Here is a 24,272-nt window from a genome sequence, read left to right as displayed (position 1 = left end):
TTCGTTGTAATTTTGCAATACTTATAAGTGCCATAAGTTAGCAGTAATGTAATGCTAACCTAAAGCCTAGGAGAGAACAATTGAGTTGGGAATATTTAGGTTATATTGCATCAGCTTTATTGGTTGCATCATTAACAATGACCGATGTAGTAAAGCTACGTTGGTACAACATGTTTGGTTGTATGGTATTTACGGCATATGGTGTTGCCATAGATGCAGCGCCAGTGATTTTTACTAATGGCTTGTTGTCGCTCGTAAATATTTATCACATCATAAAAATATATCGCCAGCCTAAAGTTGAAGCGCCTAAAAGCTAATACCAATTGCGAGGCTGCCCTTTGGGTTCTTTCTAGGGACGATTAACTCTTTGTTGCTCGATTTTTACTTAGCCCACTAGGTTACAAACCTCGCGCCGCGATTAAATCGTCCCTAGATTGAACAAATTTCAATCCACAAAGGTCAACACGCCCTAGCCCTTTTTAAGTTTTTATTTATCGATAGTCTGTTCGGTTGTATCTTTTTTATAACGAAGAGTACCTGCAATCCATGTTTGCAATACGTTTGTTTTATAAATTTCACTAACGGGTACTTTAAAGTAGTCTTTATCTATCAAAATAAAATCAGCCCATTTACTTTGCTCTAAGCTACCAATCTTGAATTCTTGATGTGCCGCATATGCGCCCCCTAAAGTAAATGCACGTAGCGCATCTTCCCTGCTTAGTATTTCGCTTGCACGCCAACCGCTGTCAGGAAGCTGGCTATGATCCATGCGCGTTATAGCAGAATAGAGCCCATCAAAAGGGTTTGCCAACTCGACGGGGTAATCAGATCCTGCTGCGACAACCGATCCTTGCTGTAAAAATGTTTGCCAAGCGTAAGCGCCGCTTAATTGTTTGTCGGTTAAGCGTTGCTCCGCCATGTGCATATCAGATGTTGCATGTACGGGTTGCATGGATGGAATTATTTTTAAAGCCTTAAAGCGAGGTATATCATCGGGTGTCACTATTTGTGCATGCTCTATTCGGTTTCGTAGCAATATACCCCCTGTTTTTTTGAATACATTTTGATAAGCATCAAGTACGATTTGGTTTGCCTTATCGCCGATTGCATGGGTATTTGCACTAAAACCTCGCTTAAAGCTTAGCGTAAATAATTCTTCAAGCTTTTCTTGAGTTTCGAGCATTAGGCCATGATGCCCGGCTCTGTCTGCATATTCTTCAATAAGTGCTGCACCACGAGAGCCAAGTGCGCCATCGGCATATACTTTCACACTGCGGATTGACATAAAGTCGTTCGCATCTTTGTATCTGCCAGCTTTTAACATTGCTTTTAGATCAGGGCTCGCGCCACTTAACATAGCAACAATACGCAGAGGTAAATTACCTAGTTCGCTGCGTTCTTTGTAAACCTCCCAAGTGGCTTTATCAATTCCAGCGTCATGGGTCGATGTAATTCCTAAACTGAGTAAATGCTCGCCTGCTGCATCAAGTGAATCGCTAATATTTTGTTTTGAAGGCGCAGGCATATGTTGAGTTATTAATGATTCCGCTTTATCGATAAATATGCCAGTGGGGTTTCCAAATTCATCTTTAATTATTTCGCCGCCATTTGGCGCAATGGTTTGCGCGGTAATACCGGCAAGTTCAAGTGCTTTTGAGTTAACCCATATTGCATGGCCATCCACTCTAGAAAGTACAACGGGTTGGTTATTTACTACATTATCTAAATCGGCAGCAGTAGGAAAACCAGTGTTGTGCCAAAGCTCTTGGTTCCAGCCCCGGCCAATGACCCAGCCTTGTTTATTGGCTGCAAACTTTTTTAATTTGTTGGTAATTTCATTAACAGACTTTGCGCCACGTAGATCTAGTTGCGATAAATTATTACCCAAGCCAATAACATGGCCATGTGCGTCAACTAAGCCAGGTAATAGTGTATTACCTTTTGCATCAATGAGTTCTGCATTGGGGAAGCTGCTTTTTAGTTTGTCGCCGCCTATTTTTACCACTTTGCCATCTTTAATAACTAAGGTCGAAAACTGCTGTATTTCACCTTTTTGCATTTTACTTTTATACAAAGGTGTATAGCCATTAGCGTTATAGATAACTTTTGTTTGTGCGATAGCATAATGTGAGCTTGCACAAAGGCTGGCGAGTATGAGTGGTTTGATTATTTTTATGAGTGGCATAGCTGCTTAATTTTTATTGTTAATTAACCTACATTAACAAACTCACTTTTGGAATACCAATGAATTGACTAGGCGTGCTTTTAAGGCTTATTTCTTTGTGTAACTTGTTTGTGTCATTATAAATATTCAGTAAAGATTATTGGTTAAGTAATTTTTGAATTCGATTAATGAAATTTGTCTATTTTGATCTTTATCCCAGATCACAAACATACTCAGTAGATGTGGTTGAGGCTCAAGTTCGTCATAAGTTAAGTAACCGCTTTTATTAATGTCGAGGTGATCAAAACGTTGTTTTACATCAAGTGCGGAGGCATTAAAGCTCAACAGTATTAAAATGCTCGTAATAAAGGGGAGTATCTTCATGGTATTCCTTCCAAAAGATTATTAGTAATTTAAAAAAGTAGGTAAAGCATTTGCCATAATTTAACTCCCAACAATAAATCCTTTTACACATTCCCTCAGGGATTATGGCAAATGCTTTAATTCACTTTACTTGATAAAACCTTAAGTAAAACTTAACCTGTTAAGGTTTAAAGCTTCCAAACTCACTTTTAGAGATCATGTCATCATCATTTTTGTCTAAATCAGCAAATTGTTTCATCACTACTTTATCTTGCGTTGCTTCACTAATTGATATTTTACCATCCATATTTTTATCTAAATGGGCAAAACGTACATTCGTTGGTGATGCCAAAGCAGTGGCACTCATTGCTAAAAAAATTAATGAAAAAGCAGCTATAAATTGTTTCATAATCACATTCCTTATTAAATGAGCTTATTGGATAAATTGTTTAAATTCGTTTAGTGACAATTGACCATCTTGATTTGTGTCTATTTGCGAAAAATTTTCATGCAATACGGCATCTTCACCTGCTTCAGCTTCGCTCAATGTACCGTTACTATCTTTATCAAGTTCGTTAAAAGTCGCGTGAACATCCATAGCGTACGCGTTAGCAGCCAATAGACTTAATGCTAGTAATGATGAAGTTACTAAAATACGGTTGTTCATAATTATTTCCTTATTGCATATAGTAATTACCCTTAATACAAAAAGGGTGCCAGTAATTATTTTAGCTAATTTTCAATTGGTTAGGTTTTAAAGGCACAATAGATAAGAAAAAATTACTGACTCTAATGTAATTTTTGTGTGCTTGTTATTGTACAATTTTATGAGTTCTAGCGTGGTTTTATTAACGTTAAATAGACACATATATAAATAACCTGAACTCTGGATAATAAATCTATCTCTAGCGGCTATTTTCAGCGCTAACTGCGTTGAATTTACTTGCAATAGGCCCGCTATTGACGCGTAAATTAGTCTTGTTTCCACTGAAAATCTCTAGCTAGAGAAAATAAATTTAAATATCACCATGATTTAATACGTTAAGTAAATCTCTTAACCAGACTTCAGGTTAAGCCGATTGGTATAACTCAGTAGATTACATTGCTGCTATTTGGCGATAAGCGGCTTTATTTTACGATTAGTCGCATTAAATTCAGCGAGTGTATAAGGTAGACGCTTAATAATACCCATTGCTTTAAATTAGTACGCTATTATAGCGATAAGAAAGCAGCTCAATAGCAAAGCTATCGTTATGATATCTTAAATAAAATTGGTAAAATCAGCAGCTTCACTCTAAAAGGGCTAGATGCAATGTCTGCAACCATATCTAAAAAATACCAAGCAATGCTTAACTGGCGACCTAATTTAATAGGGCAGTTTGCAATAAGTATGCTGCTTTCGTTACTCCCGCTTTCTATTGTGGTAATTGTTTTTTTAAATGCGCTTAACAAACAGTTGGCTGCTACTCAAAGTATTGTCAGTAATAACTACCAAGTAACCAAATCGTTCAATATTTTAAAACAAGAGCTCAATAGCCTTGAGCGTGCCACTAGGCAAAATTGGGTGTTAAAAAGTGAATCGCTCGATAAACTCATTGTCGATAAATGGCAATCATCCCTGCAAAGTATTGATGAACTGAAGCTGATTAATTCCGATCGTGATTACACTCAGCAGTGGCAGCACTTATTTACCGTTTTAAAAGCCGCACATGTTGAACTTATTGATGAAAAACAACAGCAAGCAGAATTGTTTTTGCCAGTAAGTGATCTTGTCGCCGAGCTGACCTTATGGCTGCGAGATAAAAACGAAGCGCAAATTACCAATAACCAAAACGAACTAACAAGCTTGCAAACGTCATTTATCAATTGGCTGGTGGCACTTATTCCACTGACTTTAATTGTTGGCGGAGGTTTTTTGTGGCGCATAAGTGGGCGGCTAAAAGGGTTAACTACGGTTATTGATAAGCTGGGGCAGGGACATTGGCAGCAAAAAATATCTGTTAAAGGTTCTGCTGAGCTAATTGAGCTAGGAGAAAAACTCCAGTGGGTGCAAGCGCAATTACACATGCTTGAGCAGCAAAAAGATACTTTTTTACGCCATGTAACTCATGAGCTAAAAACGCCGCTTGCTTCAATGGTCGAAGGCACTGATTTACTAACTGATGAAATAGTAGGCCCTGTTACCGATGAGCAAAAAGCGGTGCTTGAGCTCATTAGCCAATCTATGGTGCGCCTTCGCACAATGATTGATAGCTTGCTAAGTTATAATGCCATTCGCACCAGTAAAGATAGTCTAAGCGAGGTTGAATTTAGCCTCCTTATTAATAAAATTAGCAACCATTTTGAACATCGCTTGACTGCGCGTGAGCAGGCTCTGCAGTGGCAAAATACTCTACCTAATAAGCCACTTGCTTTGCCTAGTGAACTTATTGAGATGATTTTAATTCAGCTTATTTCAAATGGCTTAAAATTTTCACAAGATAAGCAAAGCGTCACTATTAATTTAGCGCTTGAGCAAAACCAACTTTGTATTACTGTGCTTGATAAAGGCTGCGGTATAAAGGAGCAAGAAAAAACTCATATTTTCAGTGCTTTTTATCAAGGCAAACACAGTAAAAGTGTTACGTTACAAGGCAGTGGATTGGGGTTAACTATTGTAAAAGAGTCAGTTGAACAATTAAGAGGAACACTCACCGTTGAACATAATGAGCCTCATGGTTGTCGGTTTTTAATTCAAATTCCCATTACAAAAAATCCAGGAGTTAGTTAACATGCGCTTGCGTTACATTGCTATTTTTTGTGTGCTCAGTGTCAGTATGGTTATATCGGGTTGTAAAATTAATAACGGGCAAAAAGATCGCGTGTTAATAACATCAGAGCCTGTAGTTGCCACTAACATAAAAAACGATAAAAAAAACAAACCAAATCCAAAGCCTAAGGCAAAAATTGAACCCGGTTATCCAACCACAGATCAAGTTATTGCATGGCATGCTAATCAATGTGGCGGATTTAAATTAGTGCCTAGCAAACATATTTTTACTGGCGAGAGCGAGCTTAAACGCTTTTTTAAGTTTATGTGTTTAAATATAAGTAACGACCCAAATACAGTGATGACTAAGTTGCTTAAGCTCGATCTTGCTTATTTTTGGCCTGATGATATAAAGCAATATTTATGGCTTCAAAAACAGCACATTACTATGCAAATAAATGCTAAAAAAGAGCAGCAAGCACTGAATAATAAAATGCAAGAAACCCTCTCATCGTTAGCAACTATCGAACAGCAGCTTTTACTACGTGAAGAAATTAAGGAGCAGTAATTATGGCCGCAACCAAACCGCAAGGTGCAAAAGTACTATTAGTTGACGACGACGCTAGCTTATTAAAACTGCTCGCTATTCGTATCGAATCAAAAGGATACGAAGTAACTACCTGTGAAAGTGGTTTAACCGCACTGCAAATACTAAAAGGCCAAGTATTTGATGCAGTAATAACCGACCTACGTATGGATGAAATGGACGGTATGGCTCTACATCGTCAGCTGCAAAGTCGCTATCCTGCATTGCCTGTAATTATGATGACAGCGCATGGTTCAATTCCTGATGCCATAGAGGCAACTAAACAGGGCATTTTTGCATTTATAACCAAACCAGTAGATAAAGACGAGTTATTCGACAGTCTCGCCAAAGCTATAGAGATTCATGGTGTTAACGCCGATGAAGCCGCGCCTAAAAGTAATATTGTAACGCGCAGTGGCGCTATGCTGCATTTACTAGAGCAAGTAAAGCTACTTGGTCCAACACAGGTTAATGTACTTATTTCGGGGGCCAGTGGTACAGGTAAAGAATTGCTCGCCCAAGCTATTCATCAACATAGTCATGTAAGCGATGGGCCCTTTGTCGCTATAAACTGTGGCGCGGTACCGAGTGAACTTTTAGAATCAGAATTATTTGGTCATAAAAAAGGCGCATTTACGGGGGCGATTAAAGATCACCAAGGTTTGTTTCAACAAGCGCAAGGTGGCACGTTATTTTTAGATGAAATCGGCGATATGCCACTTAACCTACAAGTTAAGTTACTGCGTGTATTACAAGAAAAAACTATTCGTCCAGTGGGCTTTCAAGAAGAAATAGCAATAGATGTGCGTATTGTATCGGCAACACACAAAAACCTCCCAGAAGCTATTTTAAACCAGCAATTTAGAGAAGATTTATACTATCGCTTAAACGTTGTTAATTTAAAACTACCGCCTCTTTGCGAGCGCCGTGAAGATGTAAGCCTGCTAGCCCAGTATTTTAGCGCCAGCATTGCTAAACGTATGAACCAAAGTGAAAAGCATTTTGCTAACGATGCTATGCACGCATTAGTACGTTACGATTGGCCTGGTAATATTCGCCAACTACAAAATGTAGTTGAACAGGTTGTTGCGCTGACCCCAAGTGAGGTAATATCAGAACAATTGGTGTTAGCTGCTCTAAATAGTAATGAAAAAAACCTAGCCCCGCTCTCGTTAAACGATGCTAAAAAAGAATTTGAGCGTGATTACGTGATTAACACTCTTAAAATGGCGGCAGGAAATGTAGCTGAAGGCGCTAAGCTTGCTAAGCGTAACCGTTCTGACTTTTATAAGTTAATTAAAAAGCATAACATTGACGTTGATAATTTAAATTGAATTTTTAAAGGAAGTAAACATGCAGTTATTTATGGTGTACTTAGGGGGGCGAATTCAGGGTTGCCATATAGAAATGCACGATATTCGATTTGTAGTGGGGCAAAACATTGAACAAACGTATTCAAAATTAAAAAGCCAATGGGTGGGCGACAAAAACAGCGTTCATATGGACAGTTACATGGCGATTAATCATATTGATGGCTTTAAAGTTGAGGTTGTTGATACGTACGTTGAGCAAAACAAGCAACTCTATTTTGTAAACTTAGGTGCTTACCGAAGCGATTCACTTGCTGAGCAGCACGATTTTGCACTATATGTTGCAAGCAGTGCAGATGAAGCCAAGCAGCGCGCAAAAGACGATTTACTTGCAGGGCTTAGTCATATTCATAAAGATGATTTACACGACGTAGATGACTGTTTTGCTATCGATTTACTCGACAGCCAATTGAATATAAAGTTAACCCCCAGTGGTGAAGCACAAGCTATAAAGCCAGATTGGTTTGGCTATCATATATTGTAATAATAATTTTACTTGGTTCAATAGGGATATTTGTGAAAAAGTATGGTTTCTTAGTGTTTATTCTATTATTGACCGGTTGCGAGTCAATATCGCACCTAGCGCCAGTAAGGGATCTCAATAAACTTGCGAAACAAGTAAAAAACAACCCCACCGATGTTAAAGCAATTGAAAAGCAAGTAAAAAAAACGCAGCGCTCAATTAAGCAGCAAGTGGGGAGCGTTAGTCAGCTATTAGCAACGTTAGAAAGTGTAGTTAGTCGTAAATGGGGTAAAAAAAATACTCAGCAACCAACACGCAGAAAGTATGTAAAATACAGCAATGATTACCAAGCACGCGCTGTTATTGATTTTGACCGTAATATGGTACAGGTCGAAACCATAGCCACTAAAAATACCAATTCGCTTCTAACTCAAGCAATTGTAATGACATTATTGACCTCAAGTGATCCACATAAAACAGACATTTTTACCAGTGAATCGCCTATTTTAGGGGATGAACCTTTTTTGTATCAACAAGTCCTTGATGAAGACGGGCTCCCCATAAAATATGAATGGCGGGCGAATCGTTTTGCTCATTACTTAGTAGACACTAAGGTACAAAAAAAACGTAGTGATGGTCATTCAATTACATCGGTATCTTTTCCTCTGGTAGAACAAAACGCTCACTTACGAAAGCAAAAATACAGTGATTATGTATTGGCTGCGGCAAAAAAATATCAGCTTCCCGCATCGCTTATCTACGGTATTATTGAAACAGAGAGTCACTTTAACCCTTACGCAGTAAGCTCTTCAAACGCGTATGGATTAATGCAAATAATTCCATCGCGCGCAGGAAGAGACGTTTATCAAAAAATAAAGAAAATACCAGGGGAGCCGAGTAAAGAAGTATTGTTTGATCCTAAAAGAAATATAGATATTGGCAGCGCGTATTTAAGTGTACTAAAAAATAGCTATTTAAATAAAATACAAACCAAACAAAACCAACATTACGCCATGATTTCTTCATATAACGGTGGCGCAGGCAATGTACTAAAAATATTTAATTCAAATAGAACAATCGCATTTTCAAAAATTAACCAACTAACGTCGAGCCAGTTTTATAAAATACTCACAACTAAGCACTCTAGAGCTGAATCGAGACATTACTTAGAAAAAGTGACCGTAGCAGAAAAAGCATATCAATAAGTTAGATGGGCCCTTACTTAACTAGTTACTTTTTATGATCGAGTTTGTAGTTTTTTAGGGCCAAAAGTAGATACTGGAAAGCTTATTCACTTGTTGTGCTAGGATGCTAAATAATGCGCTCACAACTATCTAGCATTTTTACTGGTAATTGATTTTTAACTAAAAAATTGTAAAAACGTAGATCTTCAATTAAGTCAGGTGAAGCTAATTCAAAGTCTTGATAGGTCTGATTTTTGAAACGAAACCTTACAGTATGTTCAAATCTTTTCGTTTGCGCGTACAGAATCTCGTTAATATCAGAGGTGTTTATGCTTGTGCCTAAAAACTGTAGGGTATTAGCGTTAAGAACGACTTCTAGTGACTGTTTCGGTTTGGATAATAAATATTCAGTAGCCATAGACGCCGCACAAAAAAATGCAATATATCCTAATTGTGTTAAAAATGGGGCTTTTGACACCTCTACTAAATAGTAAGCAAACATCCCACAAAATAATACTCGGGTCACAAAAATGTACATTAATTTAAAGTTAAGCAACTTATTTTGCTTCAATAAACTTTTCATAATTTCCTTCTCAACATAACGAGCCGATAGATTAACTCGTTTCAAATTTATTTGTTATTGATAAACAAACCATAGCTGAGTTCCTGTTTTGGTTCAATCGGCTACTTCAATTTCAGATGAAATATTAAAAGGAGTTTTGGTGCTGTTTTAATTGGCATTTTGGACTATATTACAGGTGTGTGAGTGGTTTGTGAGATTACTGAACCTCAGATTGTGGATTACCATATATTTTAAAGTATTGGGAAAAGATGTTTTTTCGAGAAACGCCTTTGGGTTGTGAAATAAATGGAAATAAAAACGCTTTTTTATCCAATATTTCTACTTTCCATTGAGTTTCACCAATAAAATAGAAGGTTAACGTATTGGGTTCTTGAATATTATAATCTCTAAAAAATCCTGTTGAATACATACTTCCAATTGTAGCTGAATCAATAATATCTAAATTTTCATCCAAAAGATGAATGTGAAGCATATCTTCATGAGGGGTGTCGTCCGTCATAAATACAAGGTACTTACAACCTGTTTTAATACAAAGTTCCAAATAACTCCCGTCAATACTTTTACCTGTATTCGTGTTGCCTAAAAATATACAGCTTTGCTGTGAGGAAGTAGGCTGTGTATTAAATTCTTGACTGTCGAGTGTAATCATATTTTTCACCAAGTCATACTCACGCCAAAAGCGGCTAATGTACCTCATCAGGTTTTACAATTTCAGAATAAACGATATTTTGCTTCGTTTTAGATAGCTCATCAAATATTTTTTAATCTTTTTGTAATTCATTTTGTATGCTATTTTCCCTTTCTTGATAATAATTAACTCTTATAAATCAGTTATTTCTCTTGCTCTTCTTTTTCACTTTTGGCGGCCATTTTAAATGCCACAATAACTAGCCCAAACATAGCAAACGGTAGTGCTGCTAACATGTATTCAACCACATTACTGTCTTGAAAGTTTGCTTGTAGTAAAAAGTGACCTGCTACGCACATTAAAATAACGACCAATAAAATAGGCAGTAACATAAGTTCTTTTTTTGATGAATGATTTTTCATTGAATACGAGGCTGTAGCTAAAAATAATGCGCCATTGTAATGAGCTTGTTTAGGCTTGGCAAACTCCGCAGAATTTATTAATTAATGATATGATTAACATCAAACAATTTTATTAATGTTTATGGGAATAAAGTGAAAAGTAACTTAAAACAAGTTTATCTCGTTGGTGGTGCAGTGCGCGATAAACTGCTAAATATAAAATCAAAAGATAACGACTATGTAGTGATTGGTGAAACACCAAAAACGATGGAGTCGCTTGGTTTTGTGCCAATAGGTAGCGACTTTCCAGTTTATTTGCACCCAAAAACAAAAGAAGAATATGCACTAGGGCGCACAGAGCGCAAAAGCGGCAAAGGCTATACCGGTTTTGTGGTTGATGCCAGCCCAACAGTAACGCTCGAAGAAGATTTAGCAAGGCGCGATTTAACCATAAATTCAATGGCGCTTGACGAAGACGGCAATATTATTGACCCGTTTAATGGTCAAACTGACTTACAAAATAAAACACTGCGCCACACCACAGCTGCATTTGTAGAAGACCCTGTACGAGTACTGCGTATTGCTCGCTTTTTAGCGCGCTATGGCAGCCAGTGGAGCATTCATCCAAGTACTACTGCATTAATGCGCGAGCTTAAAAATAAAGGTGAGTTAACACATTTAGTACCTGAGAGAGTATGGCTTGAAACAGAAAAAGCACTGGGTGAAAAACACCCTGAGCTTTATTTTGAAGCATTGCAAGGTTTGGGTATTTTTCCAGAGCTTGAGCGCATGGTTAATGTACCGCAACCAGCAAACCATCACCCTGAAGGGGATGTATTTGTACATACCATGTTAGTACTTAAACGCGCCGCCGGTTTAAATTTTAATTTGGAAACGCGTTTTGCTGCATTAACTCACGACTTTGGAAAAGCATTGAGTTTTAAAAAACACGGAAATTTACGAGGGCACGAACGCGAAGGCGTTGCTGTAGTCGAGGCATTTTGTGAGCGTTTAAAAGTGCCTAATCGCTTTCGAGACATTGGTGTACTCACCAGCGATAATCACACTCTTTGCCATACAATTGATCAGTTAAGGCCGCAAACCGTCCACAAGCTAATAGTGACTAACTTAAATGCGTTGGTACACCCAGAGCGTTTTATTGCTTTTACTCAAGCATGCCAATGTGATGCGCAGGGGCGAGGCGAAACCTTGGTTGATAAGCCATATCCGCAAGCAGCTAAACTGCGAGCAATTTTTAGTGAGTTACAAAAAATGGATAAAAAACAGGTAGTTCAAAATGCGCTTAAAAATGGCAAAAAAGGCCCCGAAATAGGCGAAGAAGTAAAACTTGCAGAAATAAGCTGCATTAAAACATTTTTACAAAATGAGAAGCTGTAAGGCCAATAACTTACAATTAAATTAAACTAGATAATGCGATACGCCTTGGTTTTTAGTCGTGTCGTGTTTTCTAAGTTCTTTGTAGTTTGCGCTTTTTGGTTTTACGTTTTCAGGTTTAGGCTTTTTAGAGGGCCTGTATAAATCAAAAATAAAATCCAGTTCTTCACGCTCAAGTGATGGCTTCATGGGTATTCCTTCAATCTGATACTTTAATATGGCTTTAGGGTATGGTTGTTCGACTGAATAAAAAGTGAATAGTTACATTTGCAGTGGTACTAAATTGTAATCGGCAGGTTTGAAGGGGTAAGCGGCGTGTTAAACCGCTCTATTAACTATTTTAGTTATGTAAAGGCAAGCTTACAGCAAACACTACACCATCGCCTTGCTCATTATTTTTCGCGGTTACACTGCCTTTATGGTAGTCGCATACCAGCCTTACAATATAAAGCCCTAAGCCTAAATGTGGTTGTTGCTGCATTTGCTGGCTACGCACCGACACCATAGAGTCAAAAATATGCTCAGTGAGTCCTTCGGGTAACGCTGGGCCTGTATTACTCACTGTTAATGTTGCTTTATTTTCAGTTTGCATAAGGCTCACATTAATCGCCGTATTGGCTTCACTAAACTCCATCGCATTATTAATAAGCTTATCAAGCAGCTGAGCTATAAACTCGGGTGCACCTTGCATAGGTAATTTGCTTTGGCATACATCAAGCGCAAATAAATGGTTTGGGTAAGTAAGCTGATAGCCTTGCATGCAGCCATTTATTACTTTTTGTAAATCAAAAGGCTCAGGCTCGTTACTTTGAATACTTTGTTCAAGGCGGGTGGCTTCGCTCATGGTGGTTATTATTTTACCTAAGCGTTTAACACCTTCACTGGCGCGATCGAGATATTTTTGGCTCAGCTCGTTTTGTGGCAAGCTTTGTAAGTTTTCGAGAGATGAGCGCACTACGGCAACCGGCGTGCGCAGCTCGTGGGATAACCGTGACGACATATTTTCTAAGTAATCGGTATAGCCACCAAGTCGACTAACAATATTTGAAAAACTACGAGACAGATCGCCAATTTCATCGTTAGCATCACTGTAATTAATACTGCCGGTAACACGCCCTTGTGCATCAATTGCTTGCTCAGCGGTATCGCGCAGACGCCTAATACGGCTTGATATACGTGAGGCAAAAAAGAACAGTGTGACAGTACCAATTAGCATCACAGCTAAAATAACGTTAAACAGTTTTTCGAGCGATTTATTACGTAGCGTACGTACGCCGTTAGTGGTTTCCTCTGCTATTACTGCACCAATTACTTGGTCTTGGATCCAAATAGGGTAAGCGGCCGATAAAATAACGGCTTTGCTGTCGGGTGTTAATCGCCAAGACGATGCTGGTTGTCCTTTTAATGCTTTCGCTAAATGTGTGCCTTGCATAGAAGCTACATCGTGCAGGGTATCTAAAAACTCATTTTCGGGGCGCGTTAATATTTTATAGTAAATTGGGTGCAAGTAATTTTGCTCAAAGCGCTGCCACCACGTTTCAGGTGCTTGGTTAGCAAGCCCATCAGCCCAAACGCCATCTGCATTTTGAATAGTACCCGATTGTGCAAGTACACGATGATGGTTATCAACCACCCAAATACGGCTACCACTGTGGCCCATGCCTTTTAAAATACGGCTAATTTCTGGGGAAGGTACGAGTACCGAGCCTAAATCGTTTGGGTTATTTAAGTTTGAGGTCGACATTATTTTAGGCTCTAACAACGCCTCTTTATTATCAACATCAACAATGGCAAAGCCAAGTTTGTTGCCCAGCATGTTAATAGGAAAACGCAGCTCTACGTTATAACCCGATTCGGTACTTTCAAAATAGCCCTGAATTTTTGTAAAAGGGGTTTTGGTATTTGCATCAAACGCATTAATCCAGCCATCTTGGCGTGGCGCAATAATGTAAGTATTAAACTGGCCGTCTGGCGTTTTTAGGCCAATTTGTAAATAATCGTTATTGGTAATGCTTAAGCTATTTTTAGCGCGATAAATAAGGGTATTGTCGGTTACTTTAAATACGGCGTATAAGTAGTTATCAAATTTTCCCACCATATGATCAAACGATAAGTCACTGGCTTGATGTTTGTTGTCTGTTTTTTGTAAGTAGCGTTTGTCGTAGTGCCAAAATAGTGGTTGGTAGCTATCCCAATCGTTAAGTTTACCGTCAAGCTGAATAGGATTTTTAAGATTGTAAGCGTATAAATCGCGACCTTTTACTACTTGGTCTAAAAAGTTAGTTTGCTTGTCAAATAATGCAGGTCGCTCATGTAATGCAGTAGCAAGTGCGCGAGTGGTGCCTACGAGGGTTTTTTCTTGGCCTTGGCGTAAAAACTTTTCCATTTCCCATACGTACTCGTAGCCAAGCCACGGCAGCAAAAACAAAAAACATGAAAGTAATATAAATTTACTGCGTAGACCAAATCGTAGCATTAGTGTTGTTCCCACCTGTAGCCCATGCCATACACGGTATCTATGCAATCAAAGGTGCTATCGAGTGCTATAAACTTTTTACGAATACGTTTTACGTGTGAAGTAATAGTGCTGTCGTCTACATAAATTTTTGCATCGCTCATTAAATCGTTACGGCTTTTAACATGGCCTGGCCGCTGGGCGAGTGAATGCAGCATCCAAAATTCGGTTACGGTTAAATCAACTAATTGTTGTTGCCAAAACACCTGCATTCGTTGCGTGTCAAGCGTTAACTGCCCGCGTGTTATGAGGGCATTTGCATCAGCAGGTTGTGCAAGTGCTTCCATGCGGCGAAACAGCGCACCAATACGTGCAGCCAAGTGAGCCAAGCTTATGTCTTTTGTTAGGTAGTCGTCGGCGCCCATGCGCAGGCCGCATACGGTATCTATTTCGCTATCGCGGGCGGTTAAAAAAATAATAGGCAGTGTTTTAGAAAGCGATCGCAATGTTTGGCACAGTAAAAAACCACCATCTATTTCATGACCTAAGCCAATATCAACAATGGCTAAATCGGGCAGGGCATTTTTAAATGCAACTTCTGCGCTGGCGCGATCTGCAAAGCCACTTACTTGGTAGCCCTGTAAGCTCAGCATTTCTATGTAGTTTTCGCGGATTGCGGGTTCATCTTCAATGATGGCTATTTTTTTCATCTTAATCATTATCCTATCGGCTCTGCTGTGCACTATAACTTAGGTTTTTAACCTAAGTAAGGTTAAAAAGGTAATTGCCATTTTTTTGCCACAATTGCTCAGCAGTTTGCCATTTTTGCTCCCCTTTGTTGCCACTTGAACTTGTTTTAATACACCCATCAAAACAAAACATCACAAATTAAAAAGTAATTTAAAGGATCACACCATGAAAAAGACATTAATTGCGTTAACACTGGTTGCTAGTTTTTGCACTCCAGTAATTGCCTCAACATCTAACACGCCATCAAAAGAAGCTCATAAAGAAACGGCTATTGGTTTAGGTGCAGGCGCTATTATTGGCGGTGTAGTGGGTGGGCCAATAGGTGCATTTATTGGGGCATTTGCCGGTGGCTTAATAGGCGATTCAAAAGTAGCTGATAACAAAATTGCAGAGCAAGAGCGCGCTATTACGGTCATGAAAGAAAAAACCAGCGATTACCAACATGTGCTTAACCACAACAATATGTTAGAGCAGCAGTTAGAAGTACTTGCCAATCAAAATGAACAATTAACTCAAGTTCAAATTAATAACTTATTAGCCATGACGGTGCAATTTAAAACAGGCTCAAGCGTTATTGCCCCGCATTTTGCACTGCAGCTAGACCAACTAGTTACCTTGTTAAACAACCAACCACAACTCGCGCTGGATTTAAGCGGCTTTGCCGATCAGCGCGGCGATGATCAAGCCAACCTTTTACTCTCTAAAGCACGTGTAAATGCCGTGCAAAGCTATTTAATAAAACACGGTGTGAGCCATAAGCGCTTAAGCACGCAGGCATTTGGCGAGCAGCAAACGTTGGCTAACAGCAACACGGTGGAAGATAACTTTTTTGATAGACGCGTAACGCTTACCACTCGCTCAATGAATAGTGTAAATGGCCAAACGGCGAGTAACTAAACCTAACTGAATCTAAGTAAAGCTAAGCGTTCGATGGAGTGATTTTATGTTGAGTAAACCAACCAAAATGCTTACTAAAGTAAGCATTTTTATATTCATAGCGATTGTGCTGTTAGCGAGCTTCAAAAGCCAAGCGCAATCACCCAAGTTAGAGCTTTTTGATAGCAATGGTGCGCCAGCAGGCCCAGCAATAATATTAAAAAGCGACGCCAATATGACCTTAACCGGCCTGATTAATCATGTTGTCGTAACGCAAACCTATCAAAACGAAAATCCGTTTGCAGTTAATGCGCGCTACGTTTTTCCATTGCCAGATGAAAGCGCCGTACATGCCATGACGATGCGTATAGGTGAGCGAGTTATTAAAGGCCAAATTGATAAAAAAGTGGAGGCTGAAAAAAAATACGAAGAGGCTAAAAAATCAGGCAAGCAAGCGGCACTCGTACGCCAGCAACGCGCCAATATGTTTATTACGAATGTGGCGAATATTGGCCCTGGTGAGCAGGTAATTATTGAGCTTGAGTATCAAGAAATAATTGATTACAACAGCGGTACATTCGCTATTAGATTTCCTACTACCATTACACCGCGTTATCACGCGATTAGTGGTGAGGTTGAGGTTAATACTCAACATCAAGCGCATACAAATCCACTCCCAACTGGGTGGTTAAGCCCTGTTTACAGCACTCAAAACATCACTCAAAATAGTACTCAAACTGATAACGCACCAAGTAGCCAATTTAGCTTAAACATTGATATAGACGTGGGCTTAGAACTGGTGGATATCAATTCTAAATTTCATAATGTTGATGTACAAAACACCGCATTTGGGCAATATAAAATAGCGTTAAATGAGAAGCATGCAGTTAATCGCGACTTTGTACTTGAGTTTAAACCGCTGCAAAAAGAGCAGGCCCAAGCTGCATTTTTTACTCAGCAGTTTGAAAATGGCGATCGATACGGGCTTGCTATGCTAATGCCACCGGGGGATCACTTTACACAAACTCAGCGATTACCTCGCGAAATGGTATTTGTAGTTGATACGTCGGGCTCTATGCACGGGCAATCTATGGAGCAAGCTAAAAAAGCGTTGTTTTATGCGCTTTCATTACTTGATAGCGACGACAGCTTTAATATTATTGGTTTTGATAACATAGTGACTCCAATGAGCGATAAACCACTTATAGCCAGCGATTTTAACTTACGCCGTGCAGAGCGATTTATTTATAGCCTAGAAGCCGACGGCGGCACAGAAATACAAGGTGCGCTTGATGCCGTACTTGATGGCAGCGAGTTTGATGGTTTTGTACGCCAAGTTGTATTTTTAACTGATGGCAGCGTAAGCAACGAAGACGTATTGTTTAAAAACATTCAAAGTAAATTAGGCGATAGCCGCTTATTTACAGTGGGTATTGGCAGTGCACCCAACAGCTTTTTTATGCGCCGAGCGGCAGATATAGGCAAAGGCTCATTTACGTTTATAGGTAGCACAAGCGAGGTGCAACCTAAAATGCAGCAGTTGTTTGATAAGCTTGCACATCCTGCGATTACTAATTTGGCGCTAAGCGATGAAAGCGGTAACAGCTTATATTTTTGGCCGTCACCACTACCTGATTTATATTTTGGCGAGCCTATCATGGTCGCTATAAAGCTTAATAATGCCAAAAGTGTGATACTTGCTGGGCAAACAGCACAAGGGCCTTTAAGTATTAAATTAAGCACAAAAAATAGCTCAAGCGCTCAAGGTATTGCAAAGCTATGGGCGCGCCAAAAAATTAAGTCATTACTTTTATACAACGAGCAAAGTACCGTTAAAGATGAAGTACAGGAGCTTGCACTTACTCATCAATTACTTAGCCCCTTTACTGCTTTTATAGCGATTGAACAAACTCAAACAAAAGAAGTGGCAGAGCAAACGGCGCAAGCTACTAATGCAGTACCGCAAGGTATGGCAATGCGTTTACCACAAACCGATGGGCAAAGTAGGCTCCACATATTGTTAGGCTGTATTTTATTATTGGGATTTGGCGCGCTTAAAATAAACCGAGGGCCTAAATTAAGTAGGGAACATAAATGAAAAAGTGGCTAAGCGCGGGCTTACTAATCGCTGGGCTTGGATTATTTGGGCACGGCGCTTATATGCAGGCAAAAGCGTGGCTTGCTCAAGTATTAATTGAGCAAGCATGGCAAGAGGCGCTTAAATCACCAGGCACCAAAGTAAAACCCTGGTATTACGCCGACAGCTACGTGACTGCAAAGCTTAATTGGTCAAGCCACAATACAACGTTGAGTGTGCTTGCTGGAGCGAGTGGTCGTAATTTAGCATTTGCGCCTAGCCAATTTTTACCCGCAGGGGAGCTTGGCGGAAAAGAATTTGGAAACGAAAAAGGGGCGCTAATAGCTGGGCATAACGACACCCACTTTGCATTTTTACAAAACGCAAAAGTGGGGGAAGCGTTTACTTTGCAACTGCAAAATGGGGTGATACAAAATTATAAGGTAACGGGAATTGAGGTTATTCATCAATCTCAATATGACTTTTTACAAACACCTGGGTTGTATTTACTTACCTGTTACCCTTTTGATTCGCTTGCCTCAGGTACTGATTTGAGATTGCTTGTATCTGCGCAAATGTCTTCGCCCGATTCACTAAGCGGTATATCAACCACAAGTTCTTGATGGCGCTGGCTTACCATTACACCAATAAATACCACAAATATGCTCAACCATTGCCAAACGTTGAGTACTTCGCCCAAAATAATCGCTGACAAAATAAGTGTAAAAATAGGAATTAAATTAGAGTATGCCGCAGCGGTTAATACCGATACCTTGCTAATAGCATAGTTGTACATGCCATAGCCGCCAAGGGTTACACACGAGCCCAAATATAAAATGCTCATTAGCGCGGTTAAGTCGTGTTGGTTTTCGCTTGGCAGGTCGATAAAAAATAAAAACGGCGCAAAAAATAAGCTTCCGCTAATACCTTGCAGTGCAATTAAAGTCAGGGGAGAATAGCGATTAGCTAAATGCTTAATACTTACGGTATAAAATGCCGCACACACCATAGCCATCAACTCTAAAAAGTTACCCAGTAACGGATTTGGTGCTTGCTCAGAATTTGGGGATAGAAGAGTAAGTAAAATACTGCCGCCAATACACAGCGTAAAACCGACCACAATGGATTTACTTATGTATTCTTTAAGTAATACAAAGGCAAGTAGGGCAATAATTATAGGTAAGCACGACACAATAACACCCGCCTGCGAGGCTGACGTGTATTCCATTGCATGACCTTCAAATAAAAAGTACAAGCAAGGCTCAGCAAGCGACATACCCACTAAATACTTCCAGTCACCTTTTAAATACTCAAACCGAATAACGTAGCGCCATAAACAAAGCGATAAAACTAATGTGGTGAGCATGCGTAAAAATATCACCAATGCAGGGTCGTAAATGGCAATGGCGTATTTGAGCGCAATAAAAGAGCTGCCCCATAAAAAGGTGGCAATAATTAAACATAAACTGGCAGGCATAAAGAGTAATTTACATAATTTAATAAAATCAGATCCTAGCATGAATATTTTTAACTTGTTCAAAAATACCGAGCTGGTATAAATTAATTCATCTTTAATTAATCAGTAGTAAAAAGCACATGCAAAGGGAACAGGTAATAGTTGTAAAGCTTGGTACAAGCGTACTTACCGGCGGCACTGATAAACTAGATAAAGCACACATGGTTGAATTAGTACGCCAATGCTGCGAGCTTAAAAAGCAGGGTCATCACGTTATTTTGGTATCGAGCGGCGCGGTAGCCGCTGGGCGCGAGCAACTATTAAAACCCTGTGGCAGAAGCTTAATTGATAAACAAATGCTTGCTGCAATTGGACAAGGTCAACTTATTCATATTTGGCAGAGCTTGTTTGCTTTATATGGTGTAAATGTAGGGCAAATGCTGCTTACGCGTGCTGATGTAGACGACAGAGAGCGCTACCTTAATGCCCGCGATACACTCACCGCACTGCTCAATTACGACGTTGTGCCCATCATTAACGAAAATGACGCAGTCGCTACCAGTGAAATAAAAGTTGGCGATAACGATAACTTATCGGCACTTGTCGCTATTTTGGCTAATGCTAATAAGTTACTGCTACTTACCGATCAAGAAGGCTTATTTACCAGCGATCCGCGCACAAACGCCGATGCAACCCTCATTGGTGAAGTAACACATATAAACGATGAACTGCGCCAACTTGCTGGTGGCAGTGGCACAAGTTTAGGCACTGGCGGCATGGCAACCAAATTACAAGCAGCCGATATTGCAAGGCGTGCAGGCGTTGAAGTTATTATTGCTAAAGGCGCAGGTAAAAACGTTATTTTAAGATGTATGAGTGACGAGTTACCAGGCACGCGTTTTATAAAGCTTGCCGCCCCAAAAGATGGTCGTAAAAAATGGCTACTAGCGGGGCCTAAAAGTACAGGGCAAATTGTTATTGATTCAGGTGCTATTACAGCGCTGCAAAATAAAGGCGCAAGCTTACTCGCAAAAGGTGTTACTAATGTATTTGGTCGCTTTGAGCGCGGTGATTTAATCGATTTAATTGATACAAAAAATCAAGTGATTGCAAGAGGCCTAACACGCTTTAGTAGTATTGAGGTCACAAAAATAAAAGGGGCGCACTCTAATCAAATAGGCCAGTTACTTGATTACGACAGCGGTGCAGAAGTATTACATCGCGATGACTTAGTGCTACTTTAGATATTAACCAAAAAAGATTAGCCTACAAGTATTGCCTCATAATTTAGTAAAATCGTAAATGTTGACTAAACTGGTTGCAGATTAACCAGTTTAGGCATGGAAATGCAAGCAAATAAATGTGGTCATGAGTGGATTATTTCACTTACCCAACAAGAGGAAGAAGGAGATTTAGACGCTGCACTTATCCAAGTAATTAGCGATTTACTGGAAGTCGATAATTTTGCTATTTATATAAATAAGTACTTTTGTGTGCCGGTCCCTCCTAAATTAATTAACACCCCAAGCGATATTGAGCATGTAAAACCGGCTAAAATACAGCAGTTACTAAGTAAAGCTACGCCAAATAAAGTTAGAGTCAGCCATGCAGGTGGGCGCACAATAAGCTATGTACCTGTTTATCATTTAGAAGATGTGATTGGTGTGTTGATCATAGAAACACCACAAAAATTACCAGAGCGCATCGGTGTTATGGCTCTACATATTTTAAATATTTATGCCAATCAGCTATGGCTTTTACACAAGTCTCGATTAGATCCGCTAACCGAGCTACTAAACAGGCAAACATTTGATAAAAAAGTAATGGAAATAGTGTCTGGCAATGGTTTTTTATTACCAAGGCAGAACGTTAACAAAGATCGAAGTTGGTATTTAGCGATTGCTGATATCGACTTATTTAAAAATGTGAATGATAATTTTGGCCATGTAGTGGGCGACGGTGTTATTGCCCAAGTGGCTAAATTATTAAAATATAATTTTAGAGTTGAGGACTATGTATTTAGGTATGGAGGAGAAGAGTTTGCTATTTTATTTCAATCAAGAAGCCAAGCAGCAGCTTACACTGCATTAAATAGACTTAGAGTTAATGTGGCCGATCATTCTTTTGCGCAAATTGAGCGGCTAACAATCAGCATTGGTTTTTTAGCATTACAAAGCATTGATACCGTATCGAGTATTGTTAATCAGGCTGATTTAGCGCTTTACCATTCTAAAAAAACAGGCCGAAACAAAGTAACAGCGTGCAGTGAATTAGCGCTTTATGACGAAGTGGCAACAACTCAATAGTATTGAGCTTTTTTGATTGTAAATTTGTGCTAAAATCTGGCTCCTTAAATTGTTGTAAACAGAGCGCAGAACATGAAATTAGTTCGTTGGTTTTTAGGTTGTATAATTTTATTCTTTAATTTTGTATTTACTCCCCGCAGTAAAAAGCGTGCAAGCGACGAGCAAGCAAAGCTTGATCAGCAAACCTCACAATTTAAACTATATCAATTTAAAGCATGCCCGTTTTGTGTAAAAGTACGTCGCGCTATTAAACGCGAAGGCTTAAACATAGAAACGCGTGATGCAAAAAATAATGAACAATATCGTCAAGAGCTACTAGAGCAAGGCGGCAAAGTTAAAGTGCCTTGCCTGCGTATAGAACAAAACGGCCAAGTACAATGGTTGTATGAATCAAACGATATTATTGCTTACTTAAACAAAGTAGCTGCATAAACCACTTTTACTATCTCACTTATTTAAAGAGAATATACCATGACAATTCGCACCCGTGTTGCCCCGTCGCCAACTGGTGACCCGCATCTTGGCACCGCTTATATCGCCTTATTTAACTACTGTTTTGCTAAACAACAAGGCGGTGAATTTGTACTTCGTATTGAAGATACAGACCAAGTACGTAGCACGCCAGAATCTGAACTTGCGATTATGGATAGCCTACGCTGGTTAGGGCTTGAGTGGGATCATGGTCCTGATGTGGGTGGCGAATTTGGTCCTTATCGTCAGTCTGAGCGAAGCGATTTATATAAGAAATACGCGCATCAGTTAGTTGACGATGGCAAAGCGTTTTACTGTTTTGCAACAAGCGAAGAGCTTGATAAAATGCGTGAAGAGCAAATGGCAGAAGGTTTGCGCCCTAAATACGACGGTCGTGGTTTAAACCACACAGATGAAGAAATTAAAGCAAACCTAGCTGAGGGTAAACCTTACGTTATACGTATGAAAATCCCAAGCGAAGGCACATTTAAGTTTAACGATTACCTACGTGACGAAATTGAGATCCCGTGGGAAAACGTAGACATGCAAGTGTTATTAAAAGCAGATGGTTTCCCAACATACTTTTTAGCAAACGTAGTTGACGACCACCACATGCAAATTAGCCATATTTTCCGTGGTGAAGAATGGATTAACTCAGCACCTAAGTTATTAAAACTGTATGAAGACTTTGGTTGGGAAGCGCCAGTGCTTGGTCACTTACCATTATTGCGTAACCCAGATAAATCAAAGCTGTCTAAGCGTAAAAACCCAACCTCTATTAATTACTATAAAGAAATGGGTTACCTGCCAGAAGCCGTGCTTAACTACTTAGGCCGCATGGGCTGGTCAATGCCAGATGAGCGCGAAAAGTTCACACTTAATGAAATGATTGAAAATTTTGACATGAAGCGCGTATCGCTTGGTGGCCCAGTATTCGACGTAGATAAATTAAGCTGGTTAAACGGTACTTGGATCCGTGAAAACCTAACCGATGAAGAGCTAATGCAGCGCTTCGTTGATTGGAAATTTAACGGTAAAATGCTTGCTAAAGTATTGCCAGAAGCTAAAGCTCGCATCAACACGCTTTCTGATATGGTTGAGCTAGCAGGGCATTTTGTAGGGGGCATTCCAACTTACGATCCAGCGTTACTAACTGCCGGTAAAGCAGACGAAAACGTGATTCGCCAAGCACTACAATTTTTTGTATGGCAGCTTGAAGGCTTACGTAGCTTTGACAAACCCGCTATTTTTGCAATAGCAAAAGAAGTTGCAACATTCCACGAGCTTAAGATTAAAGATTTTTTAGAGCCAATATTTGTCGCCATTACTGGCAAAACGTCAAGTACGTCAGTGCTTGATGCAATGGAAATATTAGGGTCTGACCTATCACGTGCTCGTTTACGTGTAGCACTTGCTCATTTAGGTATTTCTAAAAAGCAGGCTAAAAATATAGAGCGCGCGTACCGCGAATACCCAAGTGCATAATTGCTAAATAATGTATTTTTAAAAGCCGAGCTTAGTAAAATAAGTTCGGCTTTTTTAATCGGGTCACTTATAATTTTGAAAAAGGGCTAATAACACCATTAGCACCTTGTTGTAGTACGTGGGTATATATTTGTGTAGTTTTAACGTCAGAATGGCCAAGCTGAGCTTGAACGGTTCTTATATCGACGCCATTTTGCAGTAAATGAGTAGCAAAAGAGTGCCTTAATGTATGGGGTGTTATTATTTTTGTTAACCCTGATTTTTGAACGGCTTTTTTCACTTCTTTTCTAATGCAAGAGTGATGAAAATGATGTCGCCTTATTTCACCACTTTGAGGATCTGAACTTAATATATGAGAGGGAAATAATACCAATTGCATTAAATTAGTGAGCTATTATAGCGATAAGAAAATAGCTAAATAACAAGGCTAAAATTATGATACATAGTTGTTCTATATAAATAATTTTTAACGTAGTTAGTGAGTTATTTAATACGCTAGAATGATCATGT

The 24,272-nt window shown here is 39.4% G+C and carries 25 protein-coding genes and 1 pseudogene; 14 read left to right on the top strand and 12 right to left on the bottom strand.

Annotation, left to right across the window (positions count from 1 at the left end; all coding sequences use genetic code 11):
• Positions 1-80: 80 nt before the first annotated feature.
• Complete coding sequence (locus ACJJVZ_RS16425) at positions 81-317, top strand: uroporphyrinogen decarboxylase (protein ID WP_077535816.1); 237 nt, start codon at positions 81-83, stop codon at positions 315-317.
• 170 nt (positions 318-487) lie between these two features.
• On the opposite strand, the gene ACJJVZ_RS16420 is transcribed toward ACJJVZ_RS16425, so the two are convergent.
• The 4 genes from ACJJVZ_RS16420 to ACJJVZ_RS16405 form a co-directional block, all read right to left on the bottom strand.
• On the bottom strand, positions 488-2,185 hold the full coding sequence (locus tag ACJJVZ_RS16420) for an amidohydrolase (RefSeq protein ID WP_405601978.1): 1,698 nt from the start codon (positions 2,183-2,185) through the stop codon (positions 488-490).
• Between the two features lie 126 nt (positions 2,186-2,311).
• Positions 2,312-2,548, bottom strand: a complete 237-nt coding sequence (locus tag ACJJVZ_RS16415; protein ID WP_077535814.1) for a calcium dependent protein — start codon at positions 2,546-2,548, stop codon at positions 2,312-2,314.
• A 160-nt stretch (positions 2,549-2,708) separates the two neighbouring features.
• The gene (locus ACJJVZ_RS16410; protein ID WP_405601975.1) at positions 2,709-2,936 is read right to left on the bottom strand and encodes a hypothetical protein; all 228 of its coding nucleotides are present in this window, start codon (positions 2,934-2,936) and stop codon (positions 2,709-2,711) included.
• Positions 2,937-2,960: 24 nt separating this feature from the next.
• Positions 2,961-3,194, bottom strand: coding sequence for an EF-hand domain-containing protein (locus ACJJVZ_RS16405; RefSeq protein ID WP_138585754.1), 234 nt, complete (start codon positions 3,192-3,194; stop codon positions 2,961-2,963).
• Between the two features lie 645 nt (positions 3,195-3,839).
• On the opposite strand from ACJJVZ_RS16405, the gene ACJJVZ_RS16400 reads away from it, so the two are divergent.
• The 5 genes from ACJJVZ_RS16400 to ACJJVZ_RS16380 are packed head-to-tail and all read left to right on the top strand — an operon-like array spanning position 3,840 to position 8,900.
• Positions 3,840-5,297: a sensor histidine kinase gene (locus ACJJVZ_RS16400; protein ID WP_405601972.1), complete on the top strand. Its 1,458-nt coding sequence runs from the start codon at positions 3,840-3,842 to the stop codon at positions 5,295-5,297.
• A gap of 1 nt (position 5,298) precedes the next feature.
• On the top strand, positions 5,299-5,844 hold the full coding sequence (locus ACJJVZ_RS16395) for a hypothetical protein (RefSeq protein ID WP_405601970.1): 546 nt from the start codon (positions 5,299-5,301) through the stop codon (positions 5,842-5,844).
• A gap of 2 nt (positions 5,845-5,846) precedes the next feature.
• On the top strand, positions 5,847-7,196 hold the full coding sequence (locus ACJJVZ_RS16390; protein WP_138585864.1) for a sigma 54-interacting transcriptional regulator: 1,350 nt from the start codon (positions 5,847-5,849) through the stop codon (positions 7,194-7,196).
• A 19-nt stretch (positions 7,197-7,215) separates the two neighbouring features.
• Positions 7,216-7,716 (top strand): DUF1543 domain-containing protein, encoded by a 501-nt coding sequence (locus ACJJVZ_RS16385; protein WP_405601968.1) that lies wholly within the window; start codon positions 7,216-7,218, stop codon positions 7,714-7,716.
• 32 nt (positions 7,717-7,748) lie between these two features.
• The gene (locus ACJJVZ_RS16380) at positions 7,749-8,900 is read left to right on the top strand and encodes a murein transglycosylase domain-containing protein (protein ID WP_405601966.1); all 1,152 of its coding nucleotides are present in this window, start codon (positions 7,749-7,751) and stop codon (positions 8,898-8,900) included.
• A 106-nt stretch (positions 8,901-9,006) separates the two neighbouring features.
• Here ACJJVZ_RS16380 and ACJJVZ_RS16375 read toward each other — a convergent pair whose 3' ends face one another.
• The 3 genes from ACJJVZ_RS16375 to ACJJVZ_RS16365 all read right to left on the bottom strand — a co-directional run bounded on the left by ACJJVZ_RS16375 (position 9,007) and on the right by ACJJVZ_RS16365 (position 10,512).
• Positions 9,007-9,462: a hypothetical protein gene (locus ACJJVZ_RS16375; protein WP_405601964.1), complete on the bottom strand. Its 456-nt coding sequence runs from the start codon at positions 9,460-9,462 to the stop codon at positions 9,007-9,009.
• 196 nt (positions 9,463-9,658) lie between these two features.
• The gene (locus ACJJVZ_RS16370; RefSeq protein ID WP_405601962.1) at positions 9,659-10,111 is read right to left on the bottom strand and encodes a hypothetical protein; all 453 of its coding nucleotides are present in this window, start codon (positions 10,109-10,111) and stop codon (positions 9,659-9,661) included.
• A 182-nt stretch (positions 10,112-10,293) separates the two neighbouring features.
• Positions 10,294-10,512, bottom strand: coding sequence for a hypothetical protein (locus ACJJVZ_RS16365; protein WP_138585867.1), 219 nt, complete (start codon positions 10,510-10,512; stop codon positions 10,294-10,296).
• A 132-nt stretch (positions 10,513-10,644) separates the two neighbouring features.
• On the opposite strand from ACJJVZ_RS16365, the gene ACJJVZ_RS16360 reads away from it, so the two are divergent.
• On the top strand, positions 10,645-11,889 hold the full coding sequence (locus ACJJVZ_RS16360) for a multifunctional CCA addition/repair protein (protein WP_405601960.1): 1,245 nt from the start codon (positions 10,645-10,647) through the stop codon (positions 11,887-11,889).
• Between the two features lie 21 nt (positions 11,890-11,910).
• On the opposite strand, the gene ACJJVZ_RS16355 is transcribed toward ACJJVZ_RS16360, so the two are convergent.
• From ACJJVZ_RS16355 to pdsR, 3 genes are all read right to left on the bottom strand, one after another.
• Positions 11,911-12,075, bottom strand: a complete 165-nt coding sequence (locus ACJJVZ_RS16355) for a hypothetical protein (RefSeq protein WP_167368304.1) — start codon at positions 12,073-12,075, stop codon at positions 11,911-11,913.
• 151 nt (positions 12,076-12,226) lie between these two features.
• On the bottom strand, positions 12,227-14,362 hold the full coding sequence (pdsS, locus tag ACJJVZ_RS16350; RefSeq protein ID WP_405601958.1) for a proteobacterial dedicated sortase system histidine kinase: 2,136 nt from the start codon (positions 14,360-14,362) through the stop codon (positions 12,227-12,229).
• The gene (gene pdsR / locus ACJJVZ_RS16345) at positions 14,362-15,051 is read right to left on the bottom strand and encodes a proteobacterial dedicated sortase system response regulator (protein ID WP_405601955.1); all 690 of its coding nucleotides are present in this window, start codon (positions 15,049-15,051) and stop codon (positions 14,362-14,364) included. Before pdsR ends, pdsS begins: the two co-directional genes overlap by 1 nt.
• Positions 15,052-15,256: 205 nt before the next feature.
• Between pdsR and pdsO the strand changes: the two genes are divergently transcribed.
• From pdsO to ACJJVZ_RS16330, 3 genes are read left to right on the top strand one after another with little or no spacing between them, the layout of a single operon-like run.
• Positions 15,257-15,988, top strand: a complete 732-nt coding sequence (gene pdsO / locus ACJJVZ_RS16340; RefSeq protein ID WP_405601953.1) for a sortase-associated OmpA-like protein PdsO — start codon at positions 15,257-15,259, stop codon at positions 15,986-15,988.
• A 46-nt stretch (positions 15,989-16,034) separates the two neighbouring features.
• A complete protein-coding gene (locus ACJJVZ_RS16335) occupies positions 16,035-18,065 on the top strand; it encodes a marine proteobacterial sortase target protein (RefSeq protein WP_405601951.1) in 2,031 nt (676 codons plus the stop codon).
• A complete protein-coding gene (locus tag ACJJVZ_RS16330; protein ID WP_405601949.1) occupies positions 18,062-18,667 on the top strand; it encodes a class GN sortase in 606 nt (201 codons plus the stop codon). Before ACJJVZ_RS16335 ends, ACJJVZ_RS16330 begins: the two co-directional genes overlap by 4 nt.
• Here ACJJVZ_RS16330 and ACJJVZ_RS16325 read toward each other — a convergent pair.
• Positions 18,562-19,521, bottom strand: a complete 960-nt coding sequence (locus ACJJVZ_RS16325) for a DMT family transporter (protein ID WP_024598646.1) — start codon at positions 19,519-19,521, stop codon at positions 18,562-18,564. The two genes, ACJJVZ_RS16330 and ACJJVZ_RS16325, sit on opposite strands and share 106 nt — an antisense overlap.
• Positions 19,522-19,640: 119 nt before the next feature.
• Between ACJJVZ_RS16325 and proB the strand changes: the two genes are divergently transcribed.
• From proB to gltX, 4 genes are all read left to right on the top strand, one after another.
• Positions 19,641-20,744 (top strand): glutamate 5-kinase, encoded by a 1,104-nt coding sequence (proB, locus tag ACJJVZ_RS16320; RefSeq protein WP_405601947.1) that lies wholly within the window; start codon positions 19,641-19,643, stop codon positions 20,742-20,744.
• Between the two features lie 102 nt (positions 20,745-20,846).
• Entirely contained in the window at positions 20,847-21,806 is a 960-nt protein-coding gene (locus tag ACJJVZ_RS16315; RefSeq protein WP_405601945.1) for a GGDEF domain-containing protein, read from the top strand.
• A 72-nt stretch (positions 21,807-21,878) separates the two neighbouring features.
• Positions 21,879-22,238 (top strand): glutaredoxin domain-containing protein, encoded by a 360-nt coding sequence (locus tag ACJJVZ_RS16310; RefSeq protein WP_138585876.1) that lies wholly within the window; start codon positions 21,879-21,881, stop codon positions 22,236-22,238.
• 39 nt (positions 22,239-22,277) lie between these two features.
• A complete protein-coding gene (gene gltX / locus ACJJVZ_RS16305; protein WP_405601942.1) occupies positions 22,278-23,762 on the top strand; it encodes a glutamate--tRNA ligase in 1,485 nt (494 codons plus the stop codon).
• Positions 23,763-23,829: 67 nt separating this feature from the next.
• Here the strand turns inward: gltX and ACJJVZ_RS16300 are convergent.
• Positions 23,830-24,129 (bottom strand): annotated as a pseudogene (locus ACJJVZ_RS16300) (tyrosine-type recombinase/integrase); the annotation flags it as partial.
• Positions 24,130-24,272 lie beyond the last annotated feature (143 nt).

Origin of the sequence: Pseudoalteromonas sp. Ld19 (genome assembly GCF_045064135.1) — a bacterium.
Lineage (GTDB): Bacteria > Pseudomonadota > Gammaproteobacteria > Enterobacterales > Alteromonadaceae > Pseudoalteromonas > Pseudoalteromonas aliena.
The sequence above is the reverse complement of the archived record's forward strand: the minus strand, read 5'-3'. Positions and strand labels throughout refer to the sequence as shown.

Bases quoted from the DNA above. Each gene is read 5' to 3' on its own strand.
- ACJJVZ_RS16420 (WP_405601978.1), bottom strand. From the start codon at position 2,185: ATGCCACTCATAAAAATAATCAAACCACTCATACTCGCCAGCCTTTGT.
- ACJJVZ_RS16415 (WP_077535814.1), bottom strand. From the start codon at position 2,548: ATGAAGATACTCCCCTTTATTACGAGCATTTTAATACTGTTGAGCTTT.
- ACJJVZ_RS16410 (WP_405601975.1), bottom strand. From the start codon at position 2,936: ATGAAACAATTTATAGCTGCTTTTTCATTAATTTTTTTAGCAATGAGT.
- ACJJVZ_RS16405 (WP_138585754.1), bottom strand. From the start codon at position 3,194: ATGAACAACCGTATTTTAGTAACTTCATCATTACTAGCATTAAGTCTA.
- ACJJVZ_RS16400 (WP_405601972.1), top strand. From the start codon at position 3,840: ATGTCTGCAACCATATCTAAAAAATACCAAGCAATGCTTAACTGGCGA.
- ACJJVZ_RS16395 (WP_405601970.1), top strand. From the start codon at position 5,299: ATGCGCTTGCGTTACATTGCTATTTTTTGTGTGCTCAGTGTCAGTATG.
- ACJJVZ_RS16390 (WP_138585864.1), top strand. From the start codon at position 5,847: ATGGCCGCAACCAAACCGCAAGGTGCAAAAGTACTATTAGTTGACGAC.
- ACJJVZ_RS16385 (WP_405601968.1), top strand. From the start codon at position 7,216: ATGCAGTTATTTATGGTGTACTTAGGGGGGCGAATTCAGGGTTGCCAT.
- ACJJVZ_RS16375 (WP_405601964.1), bottom strand. From the start codon at position 9,462: ATGAAAAGTTTATTGAAGCAAAATAAGTTGCTTAACTTTAAATTAATG.
- ACJJVZ_RS16370 (WP_405601962.1), bottom strand. From the start codon at position 10,111: ATGATTACACTCGACAGTCAAGAATTTAATACACAGCCTACTTCCTCA.
- ACJJVZ_RS16365 (WP_138585867.1), bottom strand. From the start codon at position 10,512: ATGAAAAATCATTCATCAAAAAAAGAACTTATGTTACTGCCTATTTTA.
- ACJJVZ_RS16355 (WP_167368304.1), bottom strand. From the start codon at position 12,075: ATGAAGCCATCACTTGAGCGTGAAGAACTGGATTTTATTTTTGATTTA.
- pdsS (WP_405601958.1), bottom strand. From the start codon at position 14,362: ATGCTACGATTTGGTCTACGCAGTAAATTTATATTACTTTCATGTTTT.
- pdsR (WP_405601955.1), bottom strand. From the start codon at position 15,051: ATGAAAAAAATAGCCATCATTGAAGATGAACCCGCAATCCGCGAAAAC.
- pdsO (WP_405601953.1), top strand. From the start codon at position 15,257: ATGAAAAAGACATTAATTGCGTTAACACTGGTTGCTAGTTTTTGCACT.
- ACJJVZ_RS16335 (WP_405601951.1), top strand. From the start codon at position 16,035: ATGTTGAGTAAACCAACCAAAATGCTTACTAAAGTAAGCATTTTTATA.
- ACJJVZ_RS16330 (WP_405601949.1), top strand. From the start codon at position 18,062: ATGAAAAAGTGGCTAAGCGCGGGCTTACTAATCGCTGGGCTTGGATTA.
- ACJJVZ_RS16325 (WP_024598646.1), bottom strand. From the start codon at position 19,521: ATGCCTGCCAGTTTATGTTTAATTATTGCCACCTTTTTATGGGGCAGC.
- proB (WP_405601947.1), top strand. From the start codon at position 19,641: ATGCAAAGGGAACAGGTAATAGTTGTAAAGCTTGGTACAAGCGTACTT.
- ACJJVZ_RS16315 (WP_405601945.1), top strand. From the start codon at position 20,847: ATGCAAGCAAATAAATGTGGTCATGAGTGGATTATTTCACTTACCCAA.
- ACJJVZ_RS16310 (WP_138585876.1), top strand. From the start codon at position 21,879: ATGAAATTAGTTCGTTGGTTTTTAGGTTGTATAATTTTATTCTTTAAT.
- gltX (WP_405601942.1), top strand. From the start codon at position 22,278: ATGACAATTCGCACCCGTGTTGCCCCGTCGCCAACTGGTGACCCGCAT.